The sequence below is a fragment of the Vibrio sp. 10N.286.48.F5 genome, from assembly GCF_041469785.1.
Taxonomy (GTDB): Bacteria; Pseudomonadota; Gammaproteobacteria; order Enterobacterales; family Vibrionaceae; genus Vibrio; species Vibrio crassostreae_C.
This window is the reverse complement of the sequence record NZ_JBFRLG010000014.1, coordinates 1-13,449: the sequence shown is the minus strand read 5'-3', so window position 1 is coordinate 13,449 and position 13,449 is coordinate 1. Positions and strand designations below refer to the sequence as shown.

The following is a 13,449-nucleotide window of genomic DNA, read 5'->3' as shown; positions in this document are numbered from 1 at the left end:
CAGCCAACAGGCTGGGTTTTTTATTGCCTATAGAATAGTGCAGTGGCGAGAAATAAATAATTTTTGTTACCTATGTGTAATAGTGTTTTATTGATTTTGATAATTATTACAATCCTTAAATGTGGCTATAATATGCTCTTACCGCGGTAGGTATAGATTTTCTCGTTCAAATACTGAGGAGGGCTTATGGCCGTAGGATGGGCTGGTGACGATAGTGTCAGCCAGCAAATACAAAATACCATTGATGATGAGATCTCTCGTGTAAGAGGAAACCTTCGAGGTGGTGAGGGTTTGCGTTATTGTGATGAGTGTGGTGATGAGATTCCGGAACAAAGACGACGCGCGATCAAAGGCGTTCGTTTGTGTATAGAATGTCAGTCAATATTAGAGCATGACGCACATCGACATTCATTGTTTAACCGTCGAGCAAGTAAAGATAGCCAATTACGTTAAACTGACGGTTACCTTCAAGCAGTTAAGGCCTTACTTTTATGTAAGGCCTTTTAGTTTAATTAAATGATTTATTAATGAAGATATATAGAAATAATCGTCGCTCTTGTTTAGAGCAATAAACGCCTTATTTAAAGCAATGAGTATTTTGTAATGCAGTGTCGATAGCAGCGACCAATTGCTCAATATGTTGTGGTTTGATAATAAACGGAGGCATCATATAAATTAGCTTACCAAACGGACGGATCCAAACGCCTTGCTCTACAAAGTGAGCTTGGATGGTTTCCATATCGACAGGTGTGTGGGTTTCAACGACGCCAATCGCGCCCAACCAGCGAACGTCTTTGACAAGATCATGCTCTCGCAATGGTGGTAGCAACTCAGAGAAAAGCTGTTCGATCTGTTGAGTTTGATTTTTCCAATGACCTTGCTCGATGATGGATAAACTTGCCGCACCGACTGCGCAAGCCAATGGGTTGCCCATAAAGGTTGGCCCATGCATAAAGCAGCCTGCTTCACCGCCACATACCGTGTCAGCAACTTCCTTACTCGCAAGCGTCGCTGACAATGTCATATAGCCACCAGTTAAAGCCTTGCCTACGCATAAGATGTCCGGTTGAACATCGGCATGCTCACAAGCGAATAGTTTCCCTGTACGGCCAAACCCGGTCGCAATCTCATCCAAGATCAGCAATACGTTGAATTCATCACACAGTAAGCGAACTTGTTTTAGGAACTCAGGGTGGTAGATGCGCATGCCACCAGCCCCTTGAACGATTGGCTCTAAGATCACCGCTGCGACTTCTTGATGGTGTGCTGCCAGCTTTTCTTTAAAACTATCGATGTCACTTGAGTTCCACTCATCCCAAAAGCCTGTTTTTGGTGAATCAGCGAAAATATGTTCCGGTAAAAAGCCTTTGTAGAGGCTGTGCATCGAGTTGTCAGGGTCGGTCACTGACATCGCCGCAAAGGTATCACCGTGGTAGCCATCTCTTAGTGTGAGGAACTTTGAACGAGGTTGTCCTTTAGCGTGCCAATATTGCAGTGCCATTTTTAGGCTAACTTCTACGGCAACTGAACCTGAATCGGCCAAAAATACATGCTCAAGATTACTTGGCGCGAGATTCAAAAGCTTCTTACATAGATCGATAGCGGGCTGGTGGGTGATGCCACCAAACATAACGTGTGAAACCTTATCGATTTGACTATGAGCTGCAGCGTTTAGCTCTGGATGATTGTAGCCGTGGATGGTTGACCACCAAGATGACATACCATCAATAATTCGTTTTCCGCCTTCTAATTCTAGGTGAACACCGTCTGCGTTGGTGACTGGATAGCAGGTCAGAGGCGTTAACGTTGATGTGTAGGGATGCCAGATATGCTGGCGATCAAAGGCGAGATCCATAGTAACTTCCATTCTTGGTGCGGTTAAAAAATAACCATATGTAAACTTTTGATATTATCAATGTGTTGACAGTCTAAAGCTTGTCGGTAGACTAGCCAAGCATAAATGCAATCTCTATTGATAGAGATGAAACATCAAATAATAAAAAAGGATCGACACGTGGAAGTTCGTCATGACTGGACAGTTGCTGAAGTAACAGCACTGCTTGAAAAACCGTTTATGGATTTAATGTTTGAAGCTCAAGTGGTTCATAGACAGTACCAAGAGCACAACCACGTGCAGGTGAGTACGCTTCTATCGATTAAGACTGGTGCTTGTCCTGAAGACTGTAAGTATTGTCCTCAAAGTGCTCACTACCGAACGGATGTCGACAAAGAACGCCTAATGGAAGTAGAGCGTGTTTTGGATGCGGCGCAAAAAGCCAAGAACGCGGGCTCGACTCGTTTCTGTATGGGCGCGGCGTGGAAAAACCCGAAAGAACGCGATATGCCTCACTTGACTGATATGATCAAAGGTGTGAAAGGTATGGGTCTAGAAACCTGTATGACACTAGGCATGTTAACCCCTGATCAAGCTGGCGAGTTAGCGGATGCAGGCTTGGATTACTACAACCATAACCTTGATACGTCTCCCGAGTTTTACGGCAGCATCATCACCACTCGTACTTACCAAGATCGTTTAGATACGCTATCTCACGTACGTGATGCCGGTATGAAGATCTGTTCTGGTGGCATTATTGGTATGGGCGAAAGTACCAATGACCGTGCAGGCCTGCTGGTAGAGCTAGCGAACCTTCCGGTACACCCTGAGAGTGTGCCAATCAACATGCTCGTGAAAGTGAAAGGCACACCGATGGAAAACGTCGATGATGTTGAATCTTTTGACTTCATTAAGTTGATTGCGATTGCTCGTATCATGATGCCAATGTCAGCGGTTCGTCTATCTGCAGGTCGCGAGAATATGAATGAACAGATGCAGGCGATGTGCTTCATGGCTGGCGCGAACTCTATCTTCTACGGTTGTAAGCTACTGACTACGCCAAACCCAGATGAAGACACGGACATGCAGCTGTTTAAGAAGTTAGGCATCAACAGCCAACAAGTGGCTCAGAAGCCTGATGAAATTCAAGAAAACGAACTGTTAGATCAAGTAGTGGAGCGCGTTGCTGCTCGTCCAACGAAAGATGACATGTTCTACGATGCCACTGTTTAAATCCCGTATCAAAGATGCCCTTGTTCAACGCCGTGAGCAGGGGCTAACTCGTCAACTTAAAGTGCTCGAAAACAGTAATGGTCCTTTGCTTAATTGCGAAGGTTCTCGCTTTATTAATTTTTCGAGTAATGATTACCTAGGCTTGGCGAACGACCCTGAATTGGTAGAGGCGTGGCAAGCGGGGCTTTCCCTTTATGGTGCTGGCAGTGCGGCATCGCCATTGGTCACGGGTTTTAGTCCTGCTCATAGAAATTTAGAAGCTCAGCTGTGTGAATGGTTGGGCTTTGAACGTGCGATTCTCTTTAGTTCTGGTTTCAGTGCGAACCAAGCCTTGTTGTTTTCTCTGCTCGAAAAAGACGACTCTCTGCTGCAAGACAAGCTTAATCACGCCTCTTTGATGGAAGCGGGGATGCTTTCTCATGCAACCATGAAACGCTTTAAACACAACGACACGCAGCATCTAGAGTCTCTATTAAGCCGATCTCTACAATCCTTGGTCGTCACTGAGGGCGTATTCAGCATGGACGGCGATCAAGCGCCTCTCAGCCAGATATCTAACCTGACTCATCAATACGACAGTTGGTTGGCGGTTGATGATGCCCACGGTATCGGCGTATTAGGTGATAAAGGAGCTGGGAGTTGCAGTGCAGCACAAATCTCCCCCGATATTTTGGTGGTGACCTTTGGCAAAGCATTTGGCGTTTCTGGTGCTGCGATTCTTTGTTCGTCAGAAGTGGGTGATTACTTAACTCAGTTTGCTCGTCATCATGTGTACTCGACGGCGATGCCACCTTCACAAGCGGTGGCTTTATCTCATGCCTGTAAGATGACTCAAACTCAAGAGTGGCGCCGAGAAAAGCTGACTGAGTTAGGGTCTCTCTATGCAGAGCAGGTGAGCGGCTTGAAAGGCTTTGTGGATACTCAGACTCCGATTAAGCCATTTGTGATAGGTGAAGCACAAGCGGCATTATCAATAGCTGAAGAGTTAAAGCAAAACCAAGTTTGGGTGACCGCAATAAGGCCGCCAGCCATACCTGCTGGAACTGCTCGATTACGAATCACGTTAACAGCTAACCATAGCCCAAAACAGATTCTCCAGTTAACCAGGTCGTTGCATCAAGCCATTGAACGAAACATCGACTTAAGCACTGAACCGGGTATCCATCCAAGCTTTGAATCAAATAAAGAGGCTCAGTAAATGTCACAAGAAGCAGTAGTGCATAATTACGTTGGCCAAGATAAGAGTGCGATTGCCGAAGCCTTTGGTAAAGCGGCAACAACCTATGACAAACACGCTGAATTTCAACGCGATGTTGGCCATCGATTACTGGATAAATTACCCAGCGATCTGTCAGGCTTTAAGGTGCTGGATCTAGGTTGTGGTACTGGCTATTTCTCCGAGCAACTTGTAAAACGAGGCGCCGAAGTGGTTTGCGCTGATCTTTCTGTTGGAATGCTAGCAACAGCAGAGAAGCGGTGTGGTGCATCTGTATCTTTATATCAACAAGCCGATGCCGAACAATTGCCGTTTGAAGATGGGTGCTTTGACATCGTTTTCTCTAGCCTTGCGTTGCAATGGTGTGACGATTTGTCGTCGCCTTTGAGAGAGATGAAGCGTGTTACAGCGGCTGGTGGGCGTGTTATTTTCTCAACTTTGCTTGATGGGTCGCTGTTTGAACTGAAAAAGTCGTGGTCCAAAATTGACGCACATCAACACGTTAACCATTTTATTACAATCAATAAGGTAAAAATTGCGTTAGCGCAATCTAGCTGTACCGTTCATCAACTAGACTTGCCCACCATCACCGTTTGGTACGACACTGCGTTTGAACTGATGCGCGACCTTAAAGGTATCGGCGCTAATCACGTAAGTGGTCGCTCACAAGGTTTAACAAGTCGTCGCATGTTGCAGCTTGTTGATCGGGAATATCGAGAGTTTAAGAACCATCAAGGTTTCTTACCAGCAACATATCAAGTTTGTTTAGGGGTTATTCAATTATGATTGATGCATTATTCATTGCAGGTACGGATACCGAAGTGGGAAAAACTGTGGTTTCAAAAGCGATTCTTCAAGCTTTGGCCGCACAAGATTTATCAACAATTGGTTACAAGCCAGTTGCTGCAGGGAGTGAAAAATTCCCTGAAGGACTACGTAATAGTGATGCACTGCATCTTCAAGAAGCGGCGACGCAAGATATTGCTTACGAAGACGTCAATCCATACGCGTTGTTGCTACCATCATCGCCTCACATCGCTGCTAAGCATGATGGTGTTGTAATTGATGAGGCGGTATTATCAGCGAAGCTAGAAGAGCATAAGAAAAACTCTGACATCGTGTTAGTTGAAGGTGCTGGTGGTTGGCGAGTCCCGGTTTCAGACGATGAATATCTTTCTAGCTGGGTTAAAAAAGAGCAACTGCCAGTGGTACTGACTGTGGGTATTAAACTTGGTTGTTTGAGCCACGCTCTATTAACGGCAGAAGCGATTCGTGCTGATGGCCTAAACCTAGTAGGTTGGGTCGCAAACCGTATCAATCCAGGTACTGAGCACTACGCAGATATTATTGCGATGCTTGAAGATAAGTTAGGTGCACCTAAGTTAGGTGAAATCCCTTACGTCCCAAAAGCGAAGTCTAAAAACATTGGTAAGTACATTGATGTGCAGCCTTTGCTTGCGCTTTAATTACCACGTTATGTACTAAATAAGAAAAGGGCTGCGATTGCAGCCCTTTTGCTATTTTAAGCCTTTAGACCTTGAGTTGATAAACAACCGGTCTTTTAATAAACAAGCTTAGAACTAATGTTCTTTAGTCAGTCCCATTAAAGCTTGCTGAGTTTCTGTGATTTTTGTCTGTGCCGTTTGCGGTGTTAGGATTCCAACCTGCTTTTTCGCTTCTTCTTCAGTAATCCCTAGGTGACAGCACAGTAAATCGATAGCCATTTGAGTGTTAGTACCTTCAACCATGATCCTTTCCTTTTTGTACATGGACTAGACAATAAATCATCTGAAGTCACTGTAAACGGATTGTTATATCGACACCATACGACTTAGGTCTAATAGAGTGTATTTAATTCGGATGTGGTCTCGTAATCAAATGTTGCAATTTAATGCTTAACCTTGTTTTCTTAATCTAAGACTATATGTATAAGTAAGTATAAGTCTTCAAGGTTGGAATCTATTGCTGTCTGCCTTGTCTATAACAATAAGTTTTATAAAAACAGCTTTCATGCGGAGATAAGTAATGAAGCGAGTAATGTTGTTCCTTGCAACTAACCTAGCGGTTGTATTGGTACTAAGTGTTGTTCTTAATGTTGTATACGCAGTTACAGGTATGCAACCCGGTAGCCTCTCAGGTTTATTGGTGATGGCTGCGGTATTTGGTTTTGGCGGCTCATTCATTTCATTAATGATGTCGAAGAAAATGGCGCTACGCTCGGTAGGCGGCATGGTCATTGAAAGCCCACGTAACGAAACAGAACATTGGTTGATGGAGACGGTAAGCCGTCAATCTCAACAAGTTGGTATTGGTATGCCAACAGTGGCGATCTACGACTCGCCAGACATCAACGCATTCGCGACAGGTGCTAAGCGTGACGATTCATTGGTAGCAGTATCAACAGGCCTGCTGCACAACATGACGCGTGATGAAGCTGAAGCAGTATTAGCGCATGAAGTGAGCCACATCGCGAACGGTGATATGGTGACCATGACGTTAATGCAAGGTGTAGTGAACACGTTCGTTATCTTCCTATCTCGTTTCATCGCCAACATTGTTGCGTCGAATGACAACGAAGAAGAGGGTGGCAGCAACATGATGGTGTACTTCGGTGTGTCTATGGTGTTGGAATTGGTATTTGGTTTCTTAGCAAGCTTCATTACGATGTGGTACAGCCGTCATCGTGAATTCCATGCCGATGCAGGTGCAGCGAACCTAGTGGGTAAAGAGAAGATGATTGCAGCGCTAGAGCGTCTAAAGGTGAGCCATGAGCCACAACTACAAGGTTCTATGATGGCATTTGGTATCAACGGTAAGAAGTCTCTAACAGAGCTTCTAATGAGCCACCCGCCGCTAGACAAGCGTATTGCTTCTCTACGTAACATGTAATCGCTACGTATTCTTCAGTCGCTAATCGACAAGATACATTTGAAAGGCTTCCTTCGGGAGGTCTTTTTTGATCTTGGCATCTAAGACAGTAAGTATTCGAGGAATAGGTGTCTGGCGATAGAGGGTTACTGGTGATGAAGCATTACGATATTGATTGGTTGATATCGCACGGATTGAGATGAGTAGGGTAATGATACTGGGTTGCTTTGTATTATTTTGCTGACGTCTCTTGTGCTCAATACACTTTGTTCCGCTCAACAAAAAGGCTTCCACATGGGAAGCCTTAGTCTATTCTGCGATTCGAAATTCGAATATTACAGCTTGTCAGTTAGCTCGATTGCTTGACCGATGTAGTTTGCTGGAGTCATCTCTTTCAGACGAACTTTCTCGTCTGCAGGAATCTCAAGACCATCGATGAATGCACGCATGCCTTCGCCATCTACACGTTTACCACGAGTTAGCTCTTTTAGCTTCTCGTATGGTTTTTCGATGCCGTAACGACGCATTACTGTTTGTACTGGTTCAGCCAATACTTCCCAGTTCTTGTCTAGTTCAGCAAGTAGCGCAGCGCGGTTAACTTCAAGCTTGCTAATACCTTTCAGAGTCGAAGTGTATGCAATGATTGCGTAGCCAACACCCACACCTAGGTTACGAAGAACCGTAGAGTCAGTAAGGTCACGCTGCCAGCGAGAAACTGGAAGTTTTTGTGCAAGGTGGCTGAATACTGCGTTCGCTAGACCAAGGTTGCCTTCAGAGTTTTCGAAGTCAATTGGGTTAACTTTATGCGGCATTGTCGAAGAACCGATTTCGCCAGCAATAGTCTTCTGCTTGAAGTGACCAAGAGCGATGTAGCCCCAAACGTCACGGTCGAAGTCCAGAAGGATTGTGTTGAAACGAGCAACAGCATCAAACAGCTCAGCGATGTAATCGTGAGGTTCGATTTGAGTTGTGTACGGGTTCCAAGTTACGCCAAGAGATTCAGTGATGAACTCTTCGCTGAACTGGTGCCATTCAACTTCTGGGTATGCAGAAAGGTGTGCGTTGTAGTTACCTACAGCACCGTTGATTTTCGCTAGGATCTCAACGTTTTCGATTTGCTTGTATTGACGTTCCATACGGTACGCAACGTTAGCCATCTCTTTACCCATAGTAGAAGGAGAAGCTGGCTGACCGTGTGTACGAGACAGTAATGGAATATCACGGTACTCGTTCGCAAGTGCTTTGATAGCATCAATTACGTTACGGATTTCTGGAAGAATCACTGTGTCACGAGCTTCTTTAAGCATAAGCGCGTGAGAGGTGTTGTTGATGTCTTCAGAAGTACATGCAAAGTGAATAAATTCGTTTACAGCGTGAAGTTCAGGAACGCCAGCAACTTTCTCTTTCAAGAAGTACTCAACCGCTTTAACGTCGTGGTTAGTCGTGCGCTCGATCTCTTTGATACGTAGAGCATCTTCTTCGCTGAAGTTAGCGGCTAGTTCATCAAGAAACTGGTTAGCTTCTGCACTGAACGCTGGTACTTCTTTGATTGCATCAGTTGCTGCAAGCTTTTGTAACCAACGAATTTCAACGATAGAGCGGTACTTTAGTAGTCCAAACTCACTAAAGATGCTGCGTAATGCAATAGTCTTACTTCCGTAACGGCCGTCTACTGGTGAAACAGCAGTCAATGCTGACAGTTCCATGGTGTTCTCCTGAATTGAGTTTTCTAAATTTTGAGAGGTTTATACCAGTAACAATCTCAATTGTCACGCACATTGCGCAATCGTTTGCGTGAGAGTTGTGTTGATACAAAAAACAAGCTCGCGACGAGGCGCGAGCTAATAAACTACATTCGAGCTAGTAGGATTTGAGCCTGCTCGATCATCTTCTTACGACCGAAGATAAGGTGGCGACGTTTACCGCCAACTTGACGCCATAACACAGCGCTTCGAATCCCTGATAGAAGCAGTGCGCGAACCTTATGTTGGCTCGATGTCTGCTGAAGTACAGACGGAGTACCAGAAACCTGAATGCGAGGGCCGATAGGGCTGACGACATCAAGGTAGATACTTGCAAGGTTGCTGATCATTTGCTCGTCAAACAGATCAAAGTGTTCAGTTTGGCGCTCTGCAGTTTGAATGCGGTCACCAAGCTGAGACATAGAGTCGTTGCGAGAAGACAGCTTACGCTCAAGCGCCATCAAGCTGATGATGTAACGCGTGATATCGCTACCTGCTGGAGTACTATCGATACCTTTTACTAAGCACTCAAGGCCAAGCTTTAGGTTCGCTTCACGTCCAAATACGCCCACGGTATTCGATGGGTTGGTATTTAAAATGGCACTGAGTGAAGCTTCAAAGGCATCTTTATCACAATGGCCGTCTTTCGCTACTTGTTGAACCAAAGCCACAGCTTGGCAAATTCCGGCGAAAGCAATAGTACGGTCATAAAGTGTATTAGCCACGTAGTAACTCCTAGTTGTCTTCTATCGTTTGTCGTTTGATTGATTAGATGCGCTTTTCGATGATACCACCACCAAGACATACTTCGCCTTGGTAGAACACTGCAGATTGACCTGGGGTCACTGCGATTTGTGGCTCATCAAAAATAACCTTAATGTTCTCATCATCAATTGGGATGATTGTACAAGGAATATCTGTTTGACGGTAACGTGTTTTTACCGTGCATGTCATAACTTCAGTAATTGGTGTGCGATTTACCCAATGAAGTTGAGATGCGATCAAGCCTTCTGATTTCAGAAGAGGGTGGTCTTTACCTTGTACTGCGATAAGTACATTACGCTTAAGGTCTTTTTCACCAACAAACCATGGTTCTTCGTTACCGCCACCACCTTTAGTGCCGCCAATATGAAGGCCTTTACGCTGACCTAGCGTGTGGTACATCAAACCTTGGTGTTGACCAATCACTTGGCCTTCAGGTGTTTCGATGTTACCCGGTTGTGCTGGTAGGTATTTGCCTAGGAACTCAGTGAACTTGCGCTCACCGATAAAGCAGATGCCTGTTGAATCTTTCTTCTTAGCTGTGATCAAGTCTTGCTCTTCAGCAATACGTCGCACTTCTGGCTTCTCTAATTCACCGACAGGGAATAGGCTGCGTGCCACTTGATCTGAGCTTAGCGTGTATAGGAAATAGCTTTGGTCTTTGTTGCTGTCTAGACCGCGTAGCATTTCTGGTTTTACGCCGCCATCAAGCTCTTCTTGAGTTGGGAAAGTACGACGAACGTAGTGACCCATCGCAATGTAGTCTGCGTCTAGCACTTCATCCGCAAACTCTAAGAATGCTTTAAATTTGATTTCTTTGTTACAAAGAATATCTGGGTTAGGTGTACGACCTGCTTTGTACTCTTCAAGGAAGTATTCGAATACGTTGTCCCAGTATTCTGCAGCAAAGTTGATAGTGTGAAGGTGGATACCTAGTTTGTCACATACCGCTTGAGCATCAGCAAGATCTTCAGCTGCCGTGCAGTATTCTTCGTTATCGTCTTCTTCCCAGTTTTTCATGAAAAGGCCTTCTACCTGATAGCCTTGTTGCTGAAGAAGATACGCCGAGACTGACGAATCTACACCGCCGGACATACCGACAATTACTTTCTTTTCGCTGTTTCCAGAGCTGATATCTGACATGTCTAAACACCGTTACTATTACTTGGTCGCAGATTCTAACAGAAAGAGAAACGCCGTGACAGATCCGAGACCGGAATCACAGTTTCATTTGCACAAATAGTGCGCTGACTTTGTTAGAGAATCGCATGAGAGCGAGGTGAGTCGCTATGATGTCAGAAGTATATGTGGCATAGTCGCTCGAAATCCAAGACCTGAGATAAAAAAATGTCTGAACAAAATGAATTTATGCAAGAAGAAGAGCTGATTGAGATCATCGAGAACCAGCTTGAAGATGGCGAACCAGTGAAAGTGAAAGAGACGTTGATGCGTTTAATGATGACAGGCACTCCACGTGAAGAAGCAATTGCGGCTATGGCATGTGCACTGGCAATTGAAGTATTTGACGTTATGAAAAACGGCGCGGAGTTTAATCAAAAACGTTACGCAGAGCATTTGGGTATGCTGCCTGATTTAAGCTTTATGGAAGCCGAATAAAAAAAACCTTCAGCAAACGTTTGCTATAGTTTGAAAGATTGCCGCGTTAAATATAGCGCGGTAGAATCCGCCACCTATTTCCCCTTGACTTAGACTAGCCCTATGAAATTCCCTGGACAACGTAAATCAAAGCACTACTTTCCGGTTCACGCTCGTGATCCTCTAGTGAGCCAAGCTCAAAGCAGTAAAAGAATGTCACGCACTCATATTATCGGTATTGACCAAACATTGGTGGATATTGAAGCAAAGGTGAGTTCTGAACTTATTGAGAAGTATGGTTTGAGCAAGGGACATTCACTGGTTATTGGCGACGCAGCCGCTGAATCTTTGTATCAAGAATTAAAAGAGCAGTGCCTGATTACCAATGAATACGCTGGTGGCACAATTGGTAACACATTACACAACTATTCAGTGCTAGCGGATGACCGTTCTACACTGTTAGGTGTAATGAGCCAAGATATTAAGATTGGTAGTTACGGTTATCGCTATTTATGTAATACATCAAGCAGAATGGATCTGAACCATTTACAAGGGGTAGATGGCGCAATTGGTCGCTGCTTTGCATTAATTACAGAAGACGGTGAACGTACTTTCGCAATTAGCGAAGGACAAATGAACCAATTAAAACCAGAAAGCATTCCTGAAAAAATCTTCAAAAGTGCTTCTGCTTTAGTTTTAACGGCTTATTTAGTTCGCTGTAAGCCAGGCGACCCGATGCCTGAAGCAACAATGAAAGCGATCGAATACGCGAAGAAATACGATGTGCCAGTCGTTCTTACACTAGGTACTAAGTTCGTTATTCAAGATGATCCAGAATTCTGGAAAGATTTCCTTGAGCAACACGTAACGGTTGTTGCAATGAATGAAGACGAAGCTGAAGCGTTAACGGGTGAAAGCGATCCACTGGCTGCATCAGATAAAGCGCTAGACTGGGTAGACCTTGTTCTATGTACTGCGGGACCTGTTGGCCTATTTATGGCTGGTTATACAGAAGATGCAGCTAAGCGTGAAACGTCACTGCCTTTACTTCCAGGTTCAATTGCGGAATTCAACCGTTTTGAATTTAGCCGTCCTGCGCATAAAGATTTATGTGAAAACCCAACTAAAGTGTATTCGCACATTGCGCCATACATGGGTGGACCAGAAAAGATCAAAAATACCAATGGTGCAGGTGATGCTGCGTTATCAGCTTTATTACATGATATGGCTGCTAATAAGTACCACAAAGAAAACGTGCCAAACTCAAGTAAACACCAACATTCATTCTTGACGTACTCTTCGTTCTCACAAGTTTGTAAATATTCTAACCGTGCTAGCTATGAAGTGTTGGTTCAACACTCTCCACGTTTATCTCGTGGCCTTCCTGAAAGAGAAGATAGCCTAGAAGAAGCGTACTGGGAAAGATAAGTTACTTTCTTTAATCAGTAGTACTATCAGTATCAGTTGGTTTCTAATACTGATAGTACAAATATAAAAAAGGCTCCGAAAGGAGCCTTTTTTGTTTCTGAATATATTGAAGTCGTAAATAATACTTGGGTCGACTTAAATATTAATTCTATCGCTTAGCGTGTAATTGATTACTCACTAAGTAAACTAAATGTTTAGATAGCAAACTCTTCTAGAGATTTACCAGCATCTAGCTGTTCTTGGATAGCTGAAGGCGTACGGCCTTGACCTGTCCAAGTCTTCTCGTCGCCGTTTGCGTCTACGTATTTGTATTTCGCTGGGCGAGGAGCGCGTTTAGCTTTTGTTGTTTTAGATTTTGCTTCACCAGAAAGTGCAGCAATAAGATCGGCAACATCAATTCCGTCTTTTGCAATTTGTTCAGCAATAGCAGAAAGCTTAGCTTCTTGCTCTGCTTTAGCAGCACGCTCTTCAGCTTCAGACTCTTGACGCTCTTGTACAACAATAGTCAGCTTGTCTAGCGCTTCTTCAAGTTGCTCAAGAGTTAATTCACGTGAGAACGCACGAAGGCTGCGGATATTTAATAGAGTTTTTGTTAATTCAGACATGATATTTTCCATCAAGGTAAACTAAATAATCTTCCTAATAATAAACAGAGCCTAGGAATAAAACAAATAGTATTTCTTCTATTACATATTTAAATATAAAAGTGAGATGAATAGTTGAAAATTCAGAGCAGTATTTCTATTGAATTTATAATAATTATTAAGAAT

Annotated in this window: 14 protein-coding genes; 8 read left to right on the top strand and 6 right to left on the bottom strand. The window is 44.0% G+C overall.

What is annotated here, in order from left to right:
* The first annotated feature begins 186 nt into the window (after nucleotides 1-186).
* On the top strand, nucleotides 187-453 hold the full coding sequence (locus AB4185_RS10305; RefSeq protein WP_017060251.1) for a DksA/TraR family C4-type zinc finger protein: 267 nt from the start codon (nucleotides 187-189) through the stop codon (nucleotides 451-453).
* Nucleotides 454-577: 124 nt separating this feature from the next.
* Here AB4185_RS10305 and bioA read toward each other — a convergent pair whose 3' ends face one another.
* A complete protein-coding gene (bioA, locus tag AB4185_RS10300) occupies nucleotides 578-1,855 on the bottom strand; it encodes an adenosylmethionine--8-amino-7-oxononanoate transaminase (protein WP_372058558.1) in 1,278 nt (425 codons plus the stop codon).
* Nucleotides 1,856-2,014: 159 nt separating this feature from the next.
* On the opposite strand from bioA, the gene bioB reads away from it, so the two are divergent.
* From bioB to bioD, 4 genes are read left to right on the top strand one after another with little or no spacing between them, the layout of a single operon-like run.
* Complete coding sequence (bioB, locus tag AB4185_RS10295) at nucleotides 2,015-3,067, top strand: biotin synthase BioB (RefSeq protein WP_016792500.1); 1,053 nt, start codon at nucleotides 2,015-2,017, stop codon at nucleotides 3,065-3,067.
* Nucleotides 3,054-4,265 (top strand): 8-amino-7-oxononanoate synthase, encoded by a 1,212-nt coding sequence (gene bioF, locus AB4185_RS10290; RefSeq protein WP_017060253.1) that lies wholly within the window; start codon nucleotides 3,054-3,056, stop codon nucleotides 4,263-4,265. Before bioB ends, bioF begins: the two co-directional genes overlap by 14 nt.
* Nucleotides 4,266-5,069 carry a malonyl-ACP O-methyltransferase BioC gene (bioC, locus tag AB4185_RS10285; protein WP_017060254.1) on the top strand — a complete coding sequence of 268 codons (804 nt, stop codon included), beginning with the start codon at nucleotides 4,266-4,268 and terminating at the stop codon, nucleotides 5,067-5,069. It abuts the gene before it with no gap.
* Nucleotides 5,066-5,749, top strand: a complete 684-nt coding sequence (gene bioD, locus AB4185_RS10280) for a dethiobiotin synthase (RefSeq protein ID WP_372106193.1) — start codon at nucleotides 5,066-5,068, stop codon at nucleotides 5,747-5,749. The genes bioC and bioD overlap by 4 nt, the downstream gene beginning before the upstream one ends.
* A 114-nt stretch (nucleotides 5,750-5,863) precedes the next feature.
* Here bioD and AB4185_RS10275 read toward each other — a convergent pair whose 3' ends face one another.
* Nucleotides 5,864-6,031: a hypothetical protein gene (locus tag AB4185_RS10275; RefSeq protein WP_017060256.1), complete on the bottom strand. Its 168-nt coding sequence runs from the start codon at nucleotides 6,029-6,031 to the stop codon at nucleotides 5,864-5,866.
* 277 nt (nucleotides 6,032-6,308) lie between these two features.
* Here AB4185_RS10275 and htpX point away from each other — a divergent pair, with 277 nt between their 5' ends.
* Nucleotides 6,309-7,172: a protease HtpX gene (gene htpX, locus AB4185_RS10270; protein WP_372135422.1), complete on the top strand. Its 864-nt coding sequence runs from the start codon at nucleotides 6,309-6,311 to the stop codon at nucleotides 7,170-7,172.
* 314 nt (nucleotides 7,173-7,486) lie between these two features.
* Here htpX and purB read toward each other — a convergent pair whose 3' ends face one another.
* From purB to mnmA, 3 genes are all read right to left on the bottom strand, one after another.
* Complete coding sequence (purB, locus tag AB4185_RS10265) at nucleotides 7,487-8,857, bottom strand: adenylosuccinate lyase (protein ID WP_372058557.1); 1,371 nt, start codon at nucleotides 8,855-8,857, stop codon at nucleotides 7,487-7,489.
* Nucleotides 8,858-9,000: 143 nt separating this feature from the next.
* Nucleotides 9,001-9,618 carry a high frequency lysogenization protein HflD gene (gene hflD, locus AB4185_RS10260; protein WP_017060259.1) on the bottom strand — a complete coding sequence of 206 codons (618 nt, stop codon included), beginning with the start codon at nucleotides 9,616-9,618 and terminating at the stop codon, nucleotides 9,001-9,003.
* A 43-nt stretch (nucleotides 9,619-9,661) separates the two neighbouring features.
* Complete coding sequence (gene mnmA, locus AB4185_RS10255; RefSeq protein WP_372058556.1) at nucleotides 9,662-10,798, bottom strand: tRNA 2-thiouridine(34) synthase MnmA; 1,137 nt, start codon at nucleotides 10,796-10,798, stop codon at nucleotides 9,662-9,664.
* 204 nt (nucleotides 10,799-11,002) lie between these two features.
* On the opposite strand from mnmA, the gene AB4185_RS10250 reads away from it, so the two are divergent.
* Both AB4185_RS10250 and AB4185_RS10245 read left to right on the top strand, forming a co-directional pair.
* Nucleotides 11,003-11,272: a hypothetical protein gene (locus tag AB4185_RS10250; protein WP_371720809.1), complete on the top strand. Its 270-nt coding sequence runs from the start codon at nucleotides 11,003-11,005 to the stop codon at nucleotides 11,270-11,272.
* Nucleotides 11,273-11,374: 102 nt separating this feature from the next.
* Nucleotides 11,375-12,679, top strand: coding sequence for an inosine/guanosine kinase (locus AB4185_RS10245; RefSeq protein WP_017060261.1), 1,305 nt, complete (start codon nucleotides 11,375-11,377; stop codon nucleotides 12,677-12,679).
* A 194-nt stretch (nucleotides 12,680-12,873) separates the two neighbouring features.
* On the opposite strand, the gene AB4185_RS10240 is transcribed toward AB4185_RS10245, so the two are convergent.
* A complete protein-coding gene (locus AB4185_RS10240) occupies nucleotides 12,874-13,284 on the bottom strand; it encodes an H-NS family nucleoid-associated regulatory protein (protein ID WP_017060262.1) in 411 nt (136 codons plus the stop codon).
* Between the last annotated feature and the right edge of the window lie 165 nt (nucleotides 13,285-13,449).

What these genes read in the sequence shown, in the direction of transcription:
- AB4185_RS10250 (WP_371720809.1), top strand. Translation starts at nt 11,003, where the DNA reads ATGTCTGAACAAAATGAATTTATGCAAGAAGAAGAGCTGATTGAGATC.
- bioC (WP_017060254.1), top strand. Translation starts at nt 4,266, where the DNA reads ATGTCACAAGAAGCAGTAGTGCATAATTACGTTGGCCAAGATAAGAGT.
- mnmA (WP_372058556.1), bottom strand. Translation starts at nt 10,798, where the DNA reads ATGTCAGATATCAGCTCTGGAAACAGCGAAAAGAAAGTAATTGTCGGT.
- AB4185_RS10305 (WP_017060251.1), top strand. Translation starts at nt 187, where the DNA reads ATGGCCGTAGGATGGGCTGGTGACGATAGTGTCAGCCAGCAAATACAA.
- bioA (WP_372058558.1), bottom strand. Translation starts at nt 1,855, where the DNA reads ATGGATCTCGCCTTTGATCGCCAGCATATCTGGCATCCCTACACATCA.
- AB4185_RS10275 (WP_017060256.1), bottom strand. Translation starts at nt 6,031, where the DNA reads ATGGTTGAAGGTACTAACACTCAAATGGCTATCGATTTACTGTGCTGT.
- AB4185_RS10245 (WP_017060261.1), top strand. Translation starts at nt 11,375, where the DNA reads ATGAAATTCCCTGGACAACGTAAATCAAAGCACTACTTTCCGGTTCAC.
- purB (WP_372058557.1), bottom strand. Translation starts at nt 8,857, where the DNA reads ATGGAACTGTCAGCATTGACTGCTGTTTCACCAGTAGACGGCCGTTAC.
- bioD (WP_372106193.1), top strand. Translation starts at nt 5,066, where the DNA reads ATGATTGATGCATTATTCATTGCAGGTACGGATACCGAAGTGGGAAAA.
- htpX (WP_372135422.1), top strand. Translation starts at nt 6,309, where the DNA reads ATGAAGCGAGTAATGTTGTTCCTTGCAACTAACCTAGCGGTTGTATTG.
- AB4185_RS10240 (WP_017060262.1), bottom strand. Translation starts at nt 13,284, where the DNA reads ATGTCTGAATTAACAAAAACTCTATTAAATATCCGCAGCCTTCGTGCG.
- bioF (WP_017060253.1), top strand. Translation starts at nt 3,054, where the DNA reads ATGCCACTGTTTAAATCCCGTATCAAAGATGCCCTTGTTCAACGCCGT.